This is a genomic window from Mangrovimonas sp. sgz306409, from assembly GCF_059735265.1.
The window spans coordinates 255,191-274,236 of record NZ_JCAPEU010000001.1; the positions used below are offsets into that span (position 1 = coordinate 255,191).

A 19,046-nucleotide genomic window follows, 5' to 3' on the forward strand; every position below is an offset into this window, starting at 1 on the left:
GACATCACAAAATCTTGTAAAAAATCTGTGATTCTATCTATCTACTCTATATTAAATACTTAGTACTAAGCTACACTGTAGCCTTTACATATAAAAGACGCATGAGTTGACGGTACATTAAAAGGGTACCAATGGTAGTAAACACAAGGGTTAATACATTGAGAAAGAAGGAGGATGGCATAACCTCAGCAACATTGGTTCTAATCTGTAGGCTCAAGCCAACACCCAACACAAAGGATACAAGGCCTAAGGCTACTTTTAAATTTTTGGTATGCATATAGTTCTAGTTAATGGATTACTAACTTTAGTTATTATTTAATTAATATGGGTTTATAATTCCGGATGGCGGGATAGCTCATCCAACAAACAAGATACTTGGTCAGGAAATTGTTTGTAATTATGTTGACACAATAGGGAATTAGACCTTTGTGCCTGATAGCGTGACCAATATAATAAAACAAGTTGAATATGCAGTATAAAAATTTCCTATAATTTCCACATAATGCACTGGAACGCAAATTTTTAACACTTCATCGAAACAATCGATTACAAATTGACCGTAACTACTTAAAATACATATAAAAAAGACTACAATGTGTTTGAGCTTGCATATGCTGAAAGCTGGCAAGTAATTACATGCTTAATACTTTCAACATTAATGTTTGGAACACGATATAATCTTGTATGAAAGGTGAATAGATCAAAAATTAAAATAGGATAAATACAACAAACTCGAACTACGTCAGTTCGAGTGGACTGCTTGCAAAGCAGGCTGTATCGAGAACTCTTCAAAAATCATTTAAATTTCTTTTTAGCTAAATTAGGAAGCGCTTCAAACCTATTTGAAATCAAAGCCTCTTTTTTAGCTCTAGACCATTTTTTGATTTGCTTTTCATAGGCAATGGCAAGATTGATGTCTGTGAAAGTAGCATAAAACACCAAGCTTACCGGGCGGCGTTTAAACGTATAGCTTTCAGCATGAATACCTGTGTGATGTTCAACAAGCCTTTTATCTAAATTAGAAGTGACACCAGTATAATAACTATTGTCGGAGCATTTAAGAATATAGACATAGGAAAGGTTCATAACTAAAAATATAAAATTTCTTGATATTATTTACAAGTCAGTTCTAGTACCATCTGCAAAGGGGATGGTGTATCGAGAAACTGAACAGACAACACATAACCTTCTCGATACTATTGCCCTGCATTGCCATGCTTACCAATCACTCGAAGTGATGAAAACCTTTATAAACAAAAGAATAAATATACAGAATTATCCCACCACGTCAGTTCGAGCGCCATCTGCGAAGCGGATGGAGTATTGAGAACTATTGCAGGAGGTAAAAACACTTCTCGATACTATTGCTCTGCATTGCCATGCAAACCAATCACTCGAAGTGCCGAGTAGCTCAAAACATCAAAAAGAAAGAACATAACAAATATTAATTCATAACCGGGCCCAAAAAGAACCAAACCAAAACTATAATAGGCTCCTTATTGTCAAATTGACAATAAATGTTTAGCTGTATTATTTTTAAACGAATTAAAAGAGCTTTATTTGCGAATTAGCAAAAAACACGCCTTTTATATTATGAAATTCACATTATTTTCAGCAAAAAATACTTTGATTTTTCTTAATATCATCTTGATTTTTTCCATTTACCAATTTCAATAAACCCATATACTACAACGTTTTAGGAGAATTTTCCGTCTTGAAACACTTTGATTTTAACTCAATCTTTTTTTTAAGGATTTCTTAACAGATAATTTAGACCATCACTTAATTGAAGTGGTACAAGTCTAACAATCACCAATTACTTTTTTTATGAAATACACTAACATTCGGTTTCTAATGATCATTGGTTTCTTGGCATTTTTTGGATGCAACAAATCCGATGATGGGAGTTATGTAGCCCCCATTACCGTGTACGAAAAAATCGCGGGCCAATGGAACTTGATGAACCTAAAAATGGTGGACGAAGTGGCCAAGGCCAGCAACATCTCCCCCAACGAACAAAACTTGAGCACTTGGTTCAATTATGACACCTTCCAAATTACCTTTAATGTAGATGGAGACAACCAGCCTACTACCTATGAGGTAATGGGCAATGTGCCGCCTTTGTTTGCTGCCAGTGGGTACTATGAGTTGAGCACGCCTTTTCAGCCTACCACTGCCAATCCAATCCTGATCCATCTGTATAGCGATGCGGCCCACACCAACCTTACCCATGTGCTACAGCTTACCGCGGTGCCTGGTACCAACGCACAAATGCAAATTACTTTGGTGCGCACTTCGGGCGGAACTCCATTTGTATCCTATGTATTCAACTTAATGGCTAACAACTAATCAAACTAACATGAAGAAACTATTATATACCTTATTAATGGCACTGTACCTCATCCCCAACCTGACACAGGCTCAGGAGTTGGTAGGCTCGGTAGGCTCTATGTGGTCCTACCCGGTAGTGTACCAATATAGCGAGGAGGTCACTTGGTACTTTGACCTTTCGGGTACCACCCTTGCCGAAAACGAAGACGTATACATCTGGATCTGGTCACCAAGCGAACCCGATGCAGGCAACTGGGAAAACTCCTCTGAGTTTGCACACCTTAGTTATGAAGGCAATTTTATTTGGAGCTTTACCTTAACCCCTACCGAGTACTTTTCTATGAGTGCCGAAGACATTGCCGCTAGTGCAGGCTTTTGGTTCCGTTTAAAAGACCTTACAGGAAGCAAACAAACCGAAGTGGCCAACATGCCCTACACGCCAATAGACTCCTTCTTTACGGCAGATGAAATGATGCGTTCCTACCCAACCGAAGCAAGCTTGGATGGAGGTTTGAGCATCCTGTTCAACTCCAATTTGGTAGATGGTTTTGCAGACGCTACTAGCGTACACATGCATTCCGGAATGAACACTTGGGCCATTTTACAAGAATACCAATCGTGGCTCCCAGAGATTGTGGAAAAGACCAAGTTGAAAGACATGGGCAACGGCTTTTACAAAATGGACTTGATTCCTTCAGAGTACTATAATGATATTCCAGAAGGCTTTATCATGGAGAATATTACCTTCTTGTTTGTAAAGGACGACTGGGCAGGCACTTCCCCTGAACTGGTAATCTATGCCGCTGAATATATTCCGCCACCACCACCAGAGTTTAGATTCTTTCCGTTGCAGATCAGTCAAAAGGACTTTCTACAAATTTCCCGTATCAATAACGAAACAGGCATCAATACCTTAATCTATACGATTACAGCGGGAAGTACGGAAATCAATGGTGAATTCTCGGGCAATATGGACGAGATCAAAGGGTTTATCGATTTGCCTACCCTGTTAGAGGGCATTCCTAACCTTACCGAAATTCAGGTATTGGTAGTAGACAACCAGGGCAACACCATAATTGACACTACCCTTCCATTGAAAACTCTAGACTAACTAATACTATCACTTTAAAACATCGATTAGAATGACACTTAAAAACATACACAAAAGTCCAAATCCATTCAGGACTTTTAAGGCGTTGTTTGCTCTATTGCTCCTGTGTTGCCTGTCTGTGACAGCCTATGCCCAAGAAAAGCTTTTGGTAACAGGAACCGTATTTGACAACAACGGATTAGAATTGGCCGGTGCCACGATCTTGGAGGTGGGAACCTCCAATGGAACCACAGCAGACTTTGATGGAAAGTTCAGCTTACAAGTGACCACCGGCAATGACATTCAAATTTCCTATATAGGATATGCCACACAAACCATTAACATTACCGCCAATACGGCCATGCCTTTGCAGGTGACCCTTCAGGAAGATGCCTATGCCTTGGACGCTGTAGAACTGGTAGCCGTTGGTTATGGTACTATGAGAAAATCGGACCTTACCGGAGCTATTTCTACCGTATCGGCAGACGAGCTTGAAAAAGGGGTGATTTCTTCTACAGAGCAGGTGCTACAAGGGAAGGTAGCAGGTTTAACCGTAATACAAGGCACAGGAGATCCAAGTAGTGGTGCTTCCTTACGCCTTAGAGGAGGCACCTCCTTAACGGCCAGCAACAATCCGTTGGTGGTAGTAGACGGGATTCCAGGAGTAGACATCAACACTGTACAACCAAACGACATCAAAACCATAGACGTTCTTAAGGATGCCTCGGCTACCGCCATTTATGGATCTAGAGGAGCCAATGGGGTCATCATCATTACCACAAAGAGTCAAAAATCTGGTTTCAATGTGACTTATAATGGGTATACCGGGATTAGCTATGCCAGCAACAACCTAGACATGCTTTCGGCCAACCAATGGCGTCAATATGTACGTGACAATAATGTTACGGGTGCTATCGACTACGGTGGAGACACCGATTGGCAGGAAGAATTGCAGACGACTTCAGCAACCATGTCGCATACCGTAAGCTTAGCTTCTGGAGCAGAGTATAATGGTTTAAGAGCATCGGTGTCTTATTTGGACAATAAAGGGATCATCAAAACTACCGGATTAGAGCGTTTGAGTGGAAACTTGAGCATTTACCAATATGCCATGGACAAGAAGTTAAAGTTTGATGCAGGAATGTTTGCTACGGTTGACAAATGGAATCCACTGGATTACCGCATCTTCGAGCGTGCCTTCAACTTAAATCCAACCATCCCAGTATATGACGAAAACGGAAATTTCACTTCTGTAGACGGAACCTTATACGAAAACCCTGTGGAAATATTGACCAACCGTACCGCAGACAGCAAGCGTAACCGCCTATTGGGATACTTTAAAACAGAGGCTGATCTTTGTACAGACCTTAAGGCCGTATTGAATCTTTCCTACGAGCATAATGCCAGCACAGGAAATACATACAAGCCTTCTTATGCTATTTTGGAAGGAATCACCGAAAACGGTTATGCCCAAAAAACCTATGGAGAATATACCAACATGCAGTTGGAGACCTACTTAAACTACACCAAGGAATTTAGAAAGAACAACCTGAACTTAATGGGTGGTTATTCCTTCCTTGAAAATGTATACGAAGGTTTTGGAGCACAACGTAGTGGTTTTGTGACCAATGCTTTTGGCTATAACAACCTTGGCGCGGGTACCAACTACCGTATTGGTGACGTATACTCTTACAAAGGGAAATCGCGTTTGGTATCCTTCTTTGCAAGAGCCAACTATAGCTTCGACAGCCGCTTTATGCTTACCGCAACTATTAGAGAGGATGGCTCTAGCCGCTTTGGTAAAAACAACAAATGGGGAACCTTCCCTTCGGCTTCCGTTGCTTGGAGAATTTCCAACGAAGCATTTTTGGAAGACTCCAGTTGGTTGAACAACCTAAAACTTCGTGCAGGATATGGGGTAACCGGTAACCAAGATGGAATTGGCGAGTACAAATCCCTTTCTATTTTGGGTGTAGGAAACGATTCTTACTACGACCCTGCAACCGGCGATTGGAGTTTAGCCTATTCACCAACACAAAACCCAAATCCAGACTTGAAGTGGGAAACTACTGAGCAGTTCAACATTGGTTTGGACTTTAGTTTGTTCAACTTCTTGAACGGTACTATTGAGTGGTACAACAAATACACTAAAGACCTATTGTACACTTACGAAGTACCTCAGCCACCTTACTTAGTGGGAACCATGTTGGCTAACGTGGGTGAACTTTCCAACAAGGGGATTGAGTTGAGCTTAAACGCCAACATCATCAACACCGATAAGTTTACTTGGGATGCCAACCTTACCATGGCACATAACAAACAAAAGATAGAAAAGCTATCCAACCAAACTTATGAAACCGATGTGATCTATAGTGGATCGCTTCACGGCTTGTCAGGATTGTCCAACCAATTCTCTCAAATCATTGCCGAGGGTTACCCTGTAGGAACCTTCTGGGGCTATGAAAGTTCTGGTTTGGATGAAAACGGAAACTTCATCCTGAGCGAAGAAAAAACAGACATAGGAAACATTCAACCGGACCTATCTATGGGATTGGCCATGAACTTCACCTACTCCAATTTCGACTTTGCCATTACAGGTTACGGAATGTTCGGGCAAGAAGTATTGAACGCTACCAACATGGTATTGTACAACCCAAATCGTTTGCCTGCCTATAATGTACCAGACGGATATTTGGACAGCGGCATTAATGAACCTTCTCCTACCTACTCTAGCTACTGGATTGAGAATGCTTCCTTCTTCAGATTACAGTCTATGAGCTTGGGTTACACCTTTCCGTTTGAGAAATCCAACTCTAAATTGCGTGTATACCTATTGGGAGAAAACTTGGCTGTATTTACAGGCTACGAAGGTGTAGATCCTGAAATTGACATGAGCGGATTGGCAAATCCTGGAATTGACAGATTTAATAATTACCCAAGACCAACCACCATTTCTTTGGGTCTTAACTTAACACTAGGTAATTAATAGAGCGATAGTAATTAGAAAATATGAAGACAATGAAATTTAAAATATTTGCAGTACTACTAAGCAGTTTGTTTGTGACGGTATCCTGTACCGATTTGGACGAGGATCTGTACGACCGCGTAGAAGACAACAACTTTGGGACTACCCCAGATGAAATAGATGCCCTTGTTGGGGGTGCCTATTCGTCCCTAAGAGGCTTTAGCGACGAGATCTCCAATGCCTTTCCTGGCAGTGAGTTTGTGTTTTTTCTTAACGAAGTAGTGTCAGACGAGGCTACCATCCCAACCCGAGGCACCAACTGGTACGATGGCGGGGTGTACCAACGCGCCCAAAACCACACATGGTTGGCAGAAGATGGCATCATCCTTTCGGCATGGCGTTATTGCTATGCAGGAATTGCTAAGGTGAATTCCATCATCTATCAAGTGGACCAATCTGGTTTGACGGAAGCTGAAAAGACCCCTATCTATGCCGAATTGAGATCGGTGAGAGCCTATTATTACTACATGTTATTGGACATGTTTGGAAATGTGCCAATTGTAACCGACTTTGAAGATACGGGATTACCTTCCAATTCATCCCGTCCGGAAGTGTACAACTTTGTAGAGGCTGAATTGTTAGAATCCCTACCGTATCTGAAATCGGAAATTGTGTATTCTAAATTCACTAAAAATGTAGCTTATGCCTTATTGGCAAGGTTGTATTTAAACTCCGAAGCGTTTGTAGGAACTCCAAGATGGCAGGACTGTATCAACATGTGCCAAAACATCTCTGGATACACTTTGGAACCTGATTATTTCGCCAATTTCTTGACAGAAAATGAAAACTCCAGTGAAACCATTTTCGCAATTCCCTATGACAATGATGCAGGAACTATCGGTAACTACATGAACTCCATGTCCCTACACTATTTGCACCGTTTAACGGTTTCGGCTTCAGGAAATGATTTCCCTTGGTCTGCCAACGGAATGTCGGCCCAACCAGGAGTATATTCTTCTTTTGCTGAAAATGATATGCGAAGAGAGGCCATCCTTATTGGGGATCAAATCAATGTGGCAACCAACTCGGTAATCATGATGGACAACGGATCGCCATTAACCTATACGGAAGAGATCAGCAGCCTTGCCGATGCACAGGAAAATGAAGGAGGCCGCCTGTTCAAATACGAAACCAAAGCCGGCGAACAATGGGAACGCGACCATGATTTGGTAATTATTCGTTATGCCGAAATCCTAATGATGCAAGCCGAATGTTATGTGCGTTTAGGGAATCCAGATGGTGCCATTCCGTTCTTGACCCAAATTACTGAAAGAGCAGGTACAGACATGCCAGACATGATCGACCTACAGTTCATCAACCAAGAGAGTTTAAGAGAATTTATATTTGAAGGAAAACGACGTACAGATACCATCCGTTTTGGAACGTTCTTTGAGCCTTGGTGGGAAAAAGGATCCACCGAGCCTTATAGAGCTATTTTCCCAATACCTGCAACGGTACTCAGTACCAATACTAATCTAACTCAAAACCCAGGGTATTAAGTTGTTTTCATGTTGGCCTTCTAAGATATTTGAATTAGTTCTTAGGAGGTCAACTCTTTATCGATTAATTTTATAACAATGATAACTTCCAAAAGTTTAAAAACAGTTTGCGCAATGCTATTGGTGTCCATGTTGAGCTGTGGTTCCGACGATGGTGGCAGTGATAATCCTGATCCTACCCCAGAAGTAGAAGTACTGGATCCCATAGCCGTTAGCAAAACCAATAGCACCAAAGTGTACATGCATTATATGCCTTGGTTTGAGACCAACGAGAGCAGTGGCAATAACCAATGGGGCTACCATTGGACCATGGCCAACAAAAACCCCAACAATGTGGATGGGACAGGAAAACGGGAAATTGCCTCGCATTTCTATCCGTTGATTGGTCCTTACCACTCAGGTGATAAAGATGTCATAGAATACCATTTGCTATTGATGAAGTATGCCGGTATTGATGGCGTTTTAATAGATTGGTATGGTCGATATGATGTAAATGACTACAGGATGATTCGCGACAACACCGAAGCCCTAATAGATCTTTTGGATGAAGTAGGCATAAGCTATGCCATAGTTTATGAAGACCGCTTTTTACAGGCTATTGTGGACCAAGGAATGGCACCAACCATAGAGAGTGCTGCCAAGTCGGATATGAGTTATATGCAAAGCAACTACTTTAACAATGATGCCTACATTCAAATAAACAACAAACCCTTGTTGCTCAACTTTGGCCCCATTACCTTGACTACTCCAGAACAATGGACAGAAACCTTTAGTGTTTTGAACCCTAAACCTAGCTTTTTGACGCTGTGGTATGAATCGGCAGAGGCTGGCAATAATGCCCAAGGCGAGTTTTCTTGGGTTTATGAAGACAATACCCATCTCACCAATTTTTACAACAACCAATACCCAAATCTAGATTTAGCTTTCGGAAGTGCCTACCCTGGCTTTGACGATTTTTACTTAGAAGGCGGTGCCGAGGCAGGTATCGGTTGGAGCATAGACCATAACAGTGGAGCAACCTTAACTGAAACCTTATCTTTAGCTACTAGCTCTAATGCTGAATATTTACAGTTAATAACTTGGAACGATTTTGGAGAAGGCACCATGCTGGAACCCACTCAGGAATTTGGATACAGCTCTTTGGAAAGCATTAAATCCTTTGCAGAGGTTCAAAACCTTCCTAATGTATTCAGCAGCATATATCAGCTGTATACCCTTAGAAAAGCGCATGCCAGCAATACCAACATACAAAAACAATTAGATCAAGCATTCTATTATTTCGCGGCTTTGCAGGTGGATGATGCCCTTGCACTGCTACAGGCAATTGAAGACTAAATAACCACTCAATATATCACCATGAAAAATTACCTCTATACATTTGGCCTCACCCTTTGCAGCTGCGCGCTCATTGTGTCCTGCGCCAAAGAGCAACCAACCTACAAGCTTAGCTCTCCAGACCAAGCAACCACATTAGAGTTTAGCCTCACCGAATCAGGAGCCCCTCAATACAAGGTATCTCATAACGGAGCCTCTGTTTTGGGGCCTTCCTTATTGGGGTTTGAATTTGAAGACCTGAAAAGCATGACCGATGGTTTTGAAATTATTAGCAGTGAAGAGCATAGCACCGACACCTCTTGGGAGCAACCTTGGGGTGAATTTAAAACCATAAGGGATCATCACAACGAATTGGTGATACACCTTAAAGAAACCGATGGTGAACAGCGTTTGATGGACTTAAAATTCCGTTTGTTTGATGATGGACTTGGGTTTAGATATGTCTTCCCAAAGCAAGAACATTTGGACAGTGTCAAAATCTCAAACGAGTTGACCCAGTTTACCTTTCCACAAAACCATGATGTATGGTGGATTCCTGTTCATACTGAAAACAGCTACTACGAGAGTCTGTATAAAAAAAGCCCCATGAACACCACTGATACTATCAACACCCCTGCAACATTCGAAACCAAAGACGGCCTGTATTTGGCACTTCACGAAGCTAACTTAACAGACTTTGCTTCGATGACCTTATTGAAATCCAAAGACAATCAATATGAAAGTGATTTGGTGCCTTGGGCCAATGGTGTAAAAGTCTACGCCCAAACTCCTTTTGAAACGCCATGGAGAACCTTAATTATTGGTGAGCAACCTGGCGATTTGGTGACGTCAACCTTAATGCTCAACTTGAACGAACCGTCTAAAATTGAGGATTTGTCTTGGATCAAACCTTCCAAATACATCGGAATTTGGTGGGGAATGCACCTAGATAAATATTCTTGGGGACAAGGAGATAAGCACGGTGCCACTACCGAAAACACCAAAAGATACATCGACTTTGCCGCGAAGCACGGTTTGGATGGCGTTTTAGTGGAAGGTTGGAATGTAGGATGGGATGGCGACTGGACCGCCGATGGAAGAGCATTCAGTTTTACACAGCCTTACCCCGACTTTGATATTGAAGCGATAGGTGAATATGCAGCCATGAACAATGTGCGTTTAATTGGTCACCACGAAACCGCAGGAGCTGCCAAACATTATGAAGACCAATTGGAGGACGCCTTCAAACTTTACAACAGGATTGGTGTGAATGCCGTAAAAACAGGCTACGTAAACAAATATCTGGATAAAAAAGAATGGCACGATGGCCAGTATGGCGTGCGTCATTACAGAAAAGTAATTGAAACCGCAGCCAAATACCATATCATGATCGACAACCATGAACCTGTAAAAGGTACGGGGTTACAACGCACCTACCCCAACTTGATGACCCAAGAAGGCGGTAGAGGACAAGAATACAACGCTTGGTCTGCCGATGGCGGTAATCCTCCGGAGCACACTACGATTTTACCATTTACAAGAATGTTATCTGGCCCCATGGACTTTACTCCAGGAAACTTCGACTTTAGTTATGAAACTCCTAACAAAGCCATGGTACCAACTACCCTTGCAAAACAATTGGCTTTGTACGTTACTATGTTCAGCCCGCTGCAAATGGCATCAGACTTACCCAAAAATTACGAAGGCCAAACAGCGTTTCAATTTATAAAGGATGTCCCTGAAATTTGGTCGGAAACCGTGGTGCCAAATGCCGAAATTGGCAAGTACGTCACTATGGCTCGCAAGGATTGGGATGGCCCAGATTGGTATCTAGGAGCCATTACCAATGCGGACGCCCGCCAACTACAGGTTCCCTTAACCTTTTTAGATGAAAACACTTCTTATACAGCTCAAATTTATGAGGACGACGAAGGCGCCAATTACATAAGTAATCCCTACCCAATTAACATAACTACTAAAACAGTGGACCGAAACACCACTTTAGAATTGCACTTGGCTGCTGGTGGAGGAACCGCCATTAGGTTCACCCCAGTTACCGAGTAGTTCATTTGTTTAAATGTTAATTTGAAAGCCATATCACTATCAAAAGGATATGGCTTTTTTTTATGGATTCCTTAAAAATCGACATTATTTAATTTGTATTATTGTATATTAACAGCAAGGAATTGCCAATTGTGAAATTATATCTCATCCCTCTTTTTGCACTCTGTTGTATATTTAATTTGGTAGGCCAAGAGCTGCCTCCCATTGAAATTTATACTCCCACACAATACGGTGCAGAAAACCAAAACTGGGGCATTTCACAAACTTCCAACAAAACCATTTATGTAGCCAATAATAAAGGCCTTTTAGAGTTTGATGGTGCCAAATGGCGGTTATACGCTTCTCCAAACGAAACAGTGATTCGCTCAGTTAAAGTTATTAATGATGTGATTTACACTGGCTGTTATATGGAGTTTGGATACTGGCAAAAAAATTCATTGGGAGCTTTGGAGTACACGTCACTTTCTAAAGACCTTTCCACTCCTTTAATTGAGGACGAACAGTTTTGGAAAATTCAAGCCATAGACAACTGGATTCTCTTTCAATCCCTTAACAGGATTTATGTTTACGACACGACAACTTTTGAATTCAATGTGATTGAATCTAAAGTCGCTGTTACCAAAATGTACAAAGTAGACAATAGCATTTATTATCAAGACATTGGTTTGGGAATTTGCAAGATTGAAAATGGTCAATCAAAAGTAGTGTCAGGCGATCCTGTAATGACCCAGAATATTGTCGTTAATGTTTATTGGCACAACAATATGCTTTTAGCGGAAACTCAAGACAATGGTTTTTATATAATAGAAAATGGGACAACCAAACAATGGGATATCCCGGCTAAAGATCTACTCTCCAAAGTCAGTGTCTATAGCAGCATCCAATTACAGGATGGGAGTTTTGCCCTTGGAACCATTTCCAAAGGAATTATTCATCTAACCAAAGACGGAGAAGCCAATTACATCATTAATCAGCAAAATGGCTTAAGTAACAACACCGTGCTTTCCATTTTTGAGGATATGGAACAGAATATCTGGCTAGGATTGGACAATGGCATCAATTGCGTAAATATCACCTCGCCATTTCGTATTTACAAAGACGAAAATGGCACCTTAGGAACGATATATGCTTCGGCCATTTTTAAGGGTCTGCTATATTTGGGCACCAACCAAGGACTATTTGCAAAGCCTTTAAATTCTTCAGAGGAATTCACTTTTGTTGAAGGCACCAAAGGTCAGGTCTGGTGTTTGGTTACCCATAACAACACACTCTTTTGCGGCCATAACATTGGCACCTTCATAGTTGAAGGCTACAAAGCCTCCTTAAAAATTCCTATAGATGGTACTTGGGATCTTAAACCTGTCCCAAATCATAACAACTTATTATTTCAAGGAAATTATAACGGCATCAACGTACTCGAAAAAACAAATGGCGAATGGACCTTTAGAAATAAAATTGAAGGTTTCAACAATTCCACTAAGTTCTTTGAAGTATTGGGCACCAATGAATTTTTTGTGGATCACGAGTACAAAGGGGTTTATAAAATTACCACAGACAAGAATTACACAAAAGTTCTCAACGTCGGAAAAGTTCCTATTGAACAAGGCATCAATTCAAGTCTTGTAAAATACAATGGACAAATTCTTTATGCATATAAAAAGGGAATATTTGCTTATACCTCAGAAAATAAAACCTTTGTAAAGGACACCATTTTAAGCCAAATGTTTGATGAAGAATCCTATACTTCAGGAAAATTGATTTCTGAGAAACTTACCAACACCCTTTGGGGATTCTCAAAAGAAGATATTAGCTTCCTCTCAGAAAGGAATTTCAGCGGCCATCCAAAACTCACAAAAATTGCCTTTCCAAATACCTTAAGAAAAGGAATGACCGGCTATGAAAATATAAGTTACATCAACCAAAACAACTACTTATTTGGGTCATCAACAGGCTACACCATTTTAGATCTTGACAAAATTTCCACAAAACAATATGAAATTTCTTTAAACACGGTAAGCAACCAATCCTTAGACTCAGATATCTTTTTTGCTGACAAAACACAAACAGGGCAATTCAAAAACAAGCAGAATAACCTTGAATTCACCTTTAGCATCCCTGAATTTGACAAATACCTAAAGCCCGAATACCAGTATCAATTAGAAGGTTTCTATGATCATTGGAGTCCATGGAGTGAATCTTCCTCTGAACTATTTAAAAACCTACAATACGGCACATATATTTTTAAAGTAAGAGGCAAGGTAGGGGATACACTAACGGATAATGTAGCTAGCTACAAATTTACGATTGGCAGACCTTGGTATTTATCAAATTTAGCTTGGGGATTTTATGCTATTTGTTTTATTTTACTGTCTTTACTACTTCATAACGTTTATAAGAACTACTACAAAAAGCAACAACACAAACTGTTAAAAGAGGCAGAACATGAACTTGAATTGAAAGAGCTTGAAAATGAACAGCAACTCATGCAATTTCAAAATGAAAAGCTACAGCAGGATATTGAAAACAAAAACCGGGAATTGGCCATCTCCACTATGAGCCTCATCAAGAAAAACGAATTCCTGAATGGCATTAAAAACGAACTCAAAAATTCAAAAGAAGACAAGAGCATTAAATCGGTTATTCGTATTATTGACAAAAACCTCAACAATAAGGAGGATTGGAAATTCTTCGAGGAAGCATTTAACAATGCTGACAAAGACTTTTTAAACAAGATCAAAGACAAACATCCATCCCTTACTCCTAACGATTTAAAACTTTGCGCTTATTTAAGGCTCAACCTTTCATCCAAAGAAATTGCACCCTTGTTAAATATTTCTGCAAAAAGCGTGGAAGTTAAACGTTACAGACTTCGAAAAAAAATGGATTTACCTCACGAAGCTAGCTTAACAAATTACATTTTGGAAATATAGAGCCTATACAAAGCTTAAAATTACCTATACATTACCACTACACAGACTGATTTTCAGCATTTAGAAAACGTTTTCGCAACAAAAACACTCCACCTAAAAGCCTTTATACACAAGGACTTCATTATCATATTCTCATAAAAACACCAATATTTTTAAATTGTATGTTTTTTGTTGTGGTCTATTTTAAGGATTTCACACTGTATTATAATAAGTTTACCTTACTAAAAGCTAATTCTATGATTTCAAAACTTATTTCAACGACACTTTTCCTTTTAGTGTCGACATTGGCATTCTCCCAGAATGTCAATGTTACTGGAACGGTATCTGATACAGACGCCCTACCGTTACCAGGTGTCAATATCATTATTAAGAATACCAGTAAAGGAGTAACCACAGATTTTGACGGTAATTTCCTTTTGGAAAATGTCCCTATCAATTCCATTTTGGTGTTCTCCTATGTAGGTTACCAAACCCAGGAAATTGTCATTACAGAAAGTACAACTTTAAATGTCATACTTCAGGTAGACACCGAAACTCTAGATGAGGTGGTAGTGGTAGGATACGGAACCCAAAAACTAAGCAAGGTATCTGGTTCTGTAGCCACAGTAAAAGAAGAAGCGGTAGAGCAACTCAAGCCAGTTCGAGTTGAAGAAGCCCTTCAATCTAATGCTGCTGGTGTCAATATTATTTCCAGTGGTTCCCCAGGTGCGGGTCCCGCAATAGCCATTAGAGGAGTTGTTTCCAACAGTGGAAGCAGTCCTTTGGTAGTTATTGATGGTATTCAGCAAACTTTGGCAGATTTAAACTCCCTTAACCCTTCCGATGTCGCTTCCATTAGCGTCCTTAAAGATGCTGCCTTGGCTGCCATCTACGGAGTAAAAGGAGGAAATGGGGTTATTGTAGTAACCACTAAATCTGGATCCAAATATGGAAAAACCACTTTTAACTTCGATTCGTATTATGGAGTTCAAGAAGTTACCAAAACCATTGACGTCCTTAATGCCAGCGAATATGCGGCAATTCTAAATGAAGCCAGCGCCAATGCAGGAGAGGGCATTATATTTCCGGATATTTCCCAATTTGGGGTCGGCACCAATTGGCAGGATGAAGTGCTTCGCACAGCTCCAATTGAAACCTACAACATTTCTGCCGCAGGAGGTGGGGAAAAAGTAGATTACTATGTTTCTGCAGGATATTTAAGTCAAGAAGGTGTTGTTGGCGGAGGAGACAAATCGTTTTTTGACAGATTGACCTTGGCCAATAGATTGAATGCCGACCTTTCGGACAAATTCAAACTTCTTCTAAACACCAATTACACCAATATAAAAGGTAAGGGGCTGGCAGAAAACAGTGTGAACAGTGTACTAGCCAATGCTTTGAACTTCGACCCCACTGTTCCTGTATACAATGAAAATGGCGACTACAGCATCAGTAACACCATTACTCAGGAAATCGTAAACCCACTAGCACAAATTGCAAACACCTTTAATGAAAGTAATACCAACAAACTTTTTGGTAAAATTGAATTGCAGTATGATCTTTTGGACAACCTAAAAGTAACGTCTCGCTTAGGTTATACCTATGTAGACATTTACAATAAAAATTTCTCTCCTTTTGTATTCTACGGAGTTGGACATAACGCTACAAATTCAAATCCAGATTTATCCCCAATTGTAACAGTGGATGCAGAAACAGGTGAGGAAACTAGAACACATAACAGAGTAAGCGAGTCCAAGACCAATTACTTCAATTATACGTACGAACTGTTTGCGAACTACAATTTCATGATTAATGAAAACCACAATTTTGAAACCGTTCTGGGAATGTCACTTCAACGTGACAAAGGCGAAAACATCACTGCCAATGCACAGGATATTCCATTCAACTCATGGACCTACGCCGATGTTAGTTCAGCTACTGGAGATGCCGAGTCACAGACCTCTAGTTCTTGGCAATATGTAAAACGCAACCTATCTTATTTTGGACGTGTCAATTACGACTATAAAGGAAAATACCTGTTATCTTTCACAGGGCGTGTGGATGGTTCCACCGTATTTGGAAAGAACAACAAGTTCGGATTTTTCCCTTCAGGATCTCTTGGTTGGGTTATTTCAAACGAAGACTTTTACAGTTCCAACACTTTCGACTATCTAAAAATTAGAGGAAGTTATGGTACCGTAGGAAGTGACAATATCCCGAACCAATTCTCAAGAATCTCTACGTTCCCAAAATATGTGTTTGATGGAAACATCATTAGTGGCGCTACTTTAGGAACCATTCCAAACGAGAATGTATCCTGGGAAAAACAGATACAGATCAATGCCGGTTTTGATTTAAGAGTGTTCAATAACTCATTATCGCTAACAGCGGATTACTATCAAAAAACTACTGACGATTTACTTTTTGACCCTACGCCTTCCCTATATTTGGGTTCAATCACGGCACCGCCTGCCAATATTGGAAAGTCCAAAACTAACGGGGTTGACCTTTCCTTGGGTTATAACAATAGTTTTTCAGAAAACTTCTCATTTAGCACTAGCGTAAACTTTACAACGGTAAGCACCAATGTTGAAGAAGTTAGCAATGACAGTAAGTTTATATGGGGATCTGGTTACGGTATTCCTTACACAAACATCACCCGCTTTGAAGAAGGCTTTACCCCTTGGTATTTCTTTGGCTACCAAACAGACGGAATTTTCCAAAACCAATCAGAAGTTGATGCTCATGCAACTCAAGACGGCGCACAACCAGGAGATATTCGTTACAAAGATGTTAATGGAGACGGTGTCATCAACGACAACGACCGCACCCAAATTGGAGATCCTTTCCCTGATTTTACCATTGGATGGAACCTATCCTTCAATTTTAAAAACATAGACTTCAACGTATCCACGTTTGCTTCCGTAGGCAACGATATTTATCGTGCTTATGAAAGAAATCTAAACTACACCAACAGATTTGCTGCAACATTGGACAGATGGACAGGAGAAGGTACAAGCAATAGCGAGCCTAGAGTAACTTTTGTAGACACCAACAACAACCGTAGGGCTTCAGACAGATATATTGAAGATGGAAGCTATTTCAGAGTTAAAAACATCCAATTGGGGTACACACTTCCTCAATCCGTATACGACCAAACTGGTTTGAGCAGTGTGCGTCTCTATGCGCAGGTTAAAAATGCCTTTACGTTTACCGACTATTCAGGTTACGATCCTGAAATATCTGCCGGTTCTTTTTCTGATACAGGAATTGACCGAGGAACCTATCCAATCCCACGAATTTGGGCCATGGGTGTAAATGTTAAATTTTAAAAAATGAAAACGATGAAATATCTAAATAAAATTTTCGTGATAGGTACCGCACTTTTAACAGTTAATGCCTGCACAAATTACGTCGATTTTGAACCATCCGAGACACATGAAATTGTTGCCGGGGTATACTTTCAGTCTAAAGGCGATTACGAAGCTATTCTTACAGGCTGCTACGACCCACTGCAATGGCTTTACCTCAACACGTTGATTGGGGACATTGCTACAGGAAACTCCCTATGCGGTGGAGAAAGTGCCACTGACGTTATAGGATTACAGCAAATAGATGATTATACACATAACCCAAATAATGACAACCTAACCTCTATTTGGCAATGGTGTTACGAAGGTGTGAACCGCGTAAATTATTTGGAAGAAAACAAAGCCAAGCTAGATTTCGAAGGCAAGGATGCCATTTACGGTCAAGCCTATTTCTTAAGAGCATACTATTATTTTGAGTTAGTTAAGTTTTTTGGAGACGTTCCTTTATTTACAGAGCGCAGACTCGACGGTACAGATTCAGGAACGCTTCAAAGAACATCTAAAGAAGAGGTGTATGCTCAAATAGAAAACGATCTATTGGAAGCCGTTAATAGCCTTCCAACCACACAAAATCAAGCAGGACGCATCAATAAATATGCAGCACAGGCACTTTTGGGAAAAGTATACCTGTTTCAGGATAAATTCCAGGAAGCGGCTTCAATGCTACAAAATGTTATTGGCGTGTACAGCTTAGTTCCAGACTATGAAAGTCAGTTTTTAAAGTCTGGAGAAAATGGTCCCGAATCCGTATTTGAAATTCAATATTCCAACGAATCAGAATGGTACGATTGGGGCTGTCCAACCTGTGGAGAAGGAAACTTCGGTATCATCCACAATGGCCCAAGAGCTTTCTCTGGACCCCAATTTGCGTCTGGATGGAGCTTTAATGTGCCTACTTCAGCGCTTTACAATTCTTTTGATGAAGGAGACACCCGCCGTGATGCTTCCATCCTAAACATTGTAGCGTTTTCCGAAGAAACCGGAGCCTCCTACGCTGAGGGTTACGAACACACGGGATACTTCAATAGAAAGTACATTCCTAGAGCAGGTGAAAGTGGCGCACAAACAGAATTGAACTACCTCACCAACTATAGAGCGATCCGTTACGCCGACGTGTTGTTAATGGCGGCGGAAGCCAACGCCAGAGGTAACATCAATGAGGATTTGGCCAGACAATACTTAAACCAAGTCCGCGAACGTGCCTTTGGAAATTCAGACCATAATATTTCAAGTTCAGGAACCGCTTTAGTACAAGCAATTTGGGCCGAACGCAATTTGGAACTTTCCATGGAAGGCCATCACTTTTTTGATTTGGTAAGAACGGGGCAGGCAGCTACCGAAATTGAAGGCTTTGTTTCTGGCAAACATGATGTATTTCCTGTGCCGCAACGCGAAATTGATATTTCCGGATTAACCCAAAACCCACAATACTAAAATTGAATC

General features: G+C 40.6%; 11 protein-coding genes. 9 read left to right on the top strand and 2 right to left on the bottom strand.

Annotated elements, in window-relative coordinates:
- Positions 1–70: 70 nt before the first annotated feature.
- Both AC6I5C_RS01150 and AC6I5C_RS01155 read right to left on the bottom strand, forming a co-directional pair.
- Complete coding sequence (locus AC6I5C_RS01150; RefSeq protein WP_497903551.1) at positions 71–277, bottom strand: hypothetical protein; 207 nt, start codon at positions 275–277, stop codon at positions 71–73.
- A gap of 518 nt (positions 278–795) precedes the next feature.
- Entirely contained in the window at positions 796–1,086 is a 291-nt protein-coding gene (locus AC6I5C_RS01155; RefSeq protein WP_497903552.1) for a GIY-YIG nuclease family protein, read from the bottom strand.
- 741 nt (positions 1,087–1,827) lie between these two features.
- On the opposite strand from AC6I5C_RS01155, the gene AC6I5C_RS01160 reads away from it, so the two are divergent.
- The 9 genes from AC6I5C_RS01160 (at position 1,828) to AC6I5C_RS01200 (ending at position 19,037) form a co-directional block, all read left to right on the top strand.
- Positions 1,828–2,349: a DUF5004 domain-containing protein gene (locus AC6I5C_RS01160; protein ID WP_497903553.1), complete on the top strand. Its 522-nt coding sequence runs from the start codon at positions 1,828–1,830 to the stop codon at positions 2,347–2,349.
- 10 nt (positions 2,350–2,359) lie between these two features.
- Positions 2,360–3,442, top strand: a complete 1,083-nt coding sequence (locus tag AC6I5C_RS01165; protein WP_497903554.1) for a hypothetical protein — start codon at positions 2,360–2,362, stop codon at positions 3,440–3,442.
- 31 nt (positions 3,443–3,473) lie between these two features.
- Positions 3,474–6,407, top strand: coding sequence for a SusC/RagA family TonB-linked outer membrane protein (locus AC6I5C_RS01170; RefSeq protein ID WP_497903555.1), 2,934 nt, complete (start codon positions 3,474–3,476; stop codon positions 6,405–6,407).
- Positions 6,408–6,439: 32 nt separating this feature from the next.
- Positions 6,440–7,945, top strand: a complete 1,506-nt coding sequence (locus tag AC6I5C_RS01175) for a RagB/SusD family nutrient uptake outer membrane protein (protein WP_497903556.1) — start codon at positions 6,440–6,442, stop codon at positions 7,943–7,945.
- Positions 7,946–8,023: 78 nt separating this feature from the next.
- Positions 8,024–9,280, top strand: a complete 1,257-nt coding sequence (locus AC6I5C_RS01180) for a glycoside hydrolase family 99 protein (RefSeq protein ID WP_497903557.1) — start codon at positions 8,024–8,026, stop codon at positions 9,278–9,280.
- A 21-nt stretch (positions 9,281–9,301) separates the two neighbouring features.
- On the top strand, positions 9,302–11,323 hold the full coding sequence (locus tag AC6I5C_RS01185) for a glycoside hydrolase family 97 protein (protein ID WP_497903558.1): 2,022 nt from the start codon (positions 9,302–9,304) through the stop codon (positions 11,321–11,323).
- Positions 11,324–11,424: 101 nt separating this feature from the next.
- On the top strand, positions 11,425–14,253 hold the full coding sequence (locus AC6I5C_RS01190) for a helix-turn-helix and ligand-binding sensor domain-containing protein (protein WP_497903559.1): 2,829 nt from the start codon (positions 11,425–11,427) through the stop codon (positions 14,251–14,253).
- 236 nt (positions 14,254–14,489) lie between these two features.
- Positions 14,490–17,564: a SusC/RagA family TonB-linked outer membrane protein gene (locus AC6I5C_RS01195; RefSeq protein WP_497903560.1), complete on the top strand. Its 3,075-nt coding sequence runs from the start codon at positions 14,490–14,492 to the stop codon at positions 17,562–17,564.
- A gap of 3 nt (positions 17,565–17,567) precedes the next feature.
- Positions 17,568–19,037: a RagB/SusD family nutrient uptake outer membrane protein gene (locus tag AC6I5C_RS01200; protein WP_497903561.1), complete on the top strand. Its 1,470-nt coding sequence runs from the start codon at positions 17,568–17,570 to the stop codon at positions 19,035–19,037.
- Positions 19,038–19,046: the final 9 nt, after the last annotated feature.

Excerpts from the sequence above, each read along its gene's own strand:
- AC6I5C_RS01150 (WP_497903551.1), bottom strand. The coding sequence starts at position 277 with ATGCATACCAAAAATTTAAAAGTAGCCTTAGGCCTTGTATCCTTTGTG.
- AC6I5C_RS01155 (WP_497903552.1), bottom strand. The coding sequence starts at position 1,086 with ATGAACCTTTCCTATGTCTATATTCTTAAATGCTCCGACAATAGTTAT.
- AC6I5C_RS01160 (WP_497903553.1), top strand. The coding sequence starts at position 1,828 with ATGAAATACACTAACATTCGGTTTCTAATGATCATTGGTTTCTTGGCA.
- AC6I5C_RS01165 (WP_497903554.1), top strand. The coding sequence starts at position 2,360 with ATGAAGAAACTATTATATACCTTATTAATGGCACTGTACCTCATCCCC.
- AC6I5C_RS01170 (WP_497903555.1), top strand. The coding sequence starts at position 3,474 with ATGACACTTAAAAACATACACAAAAGTCCAAATCCATTCAGGACTTTT.
- AC6I5C_RS01175 (WP_497903556.1), top strand. The coding sequence starts at position 6,440 with ATGAAATTTAAAATATTTGCAGTACTACTAAGCAGTTTGTTTGTGACG.
- AC6I5C_RS01180 (WP_497903557.1), top strand. The coding sequence starts at position 8,024 with ATGATAACTTCCAAAAGTTTAAAAACAGTTTGCGCAATGCTATTGGTG.
- AC6I5C_RS01185 (WP_497903558.1), top strand. The coding sequence starts at position 9,302 with ATGAAAAATTACCTCTATACATTTGGCCTCACCCTTTGCAGCTGCGCG.
- AC6I5C_RS01195 (WP_497903560.1), top strand. The coding sequence starts at position 14,490 with ATGATTTCAAAACTTATTTCAACGACACTTTTCCTTTTAGTGTCGACA.
- AC6I5C_RS01200 (WP_497903561.1), top strand. The coding sequence starts at position 17,568 with ATGAAAACGATGAAATATCTAAATAAAATTTTCGTGATAGGTACCGCA.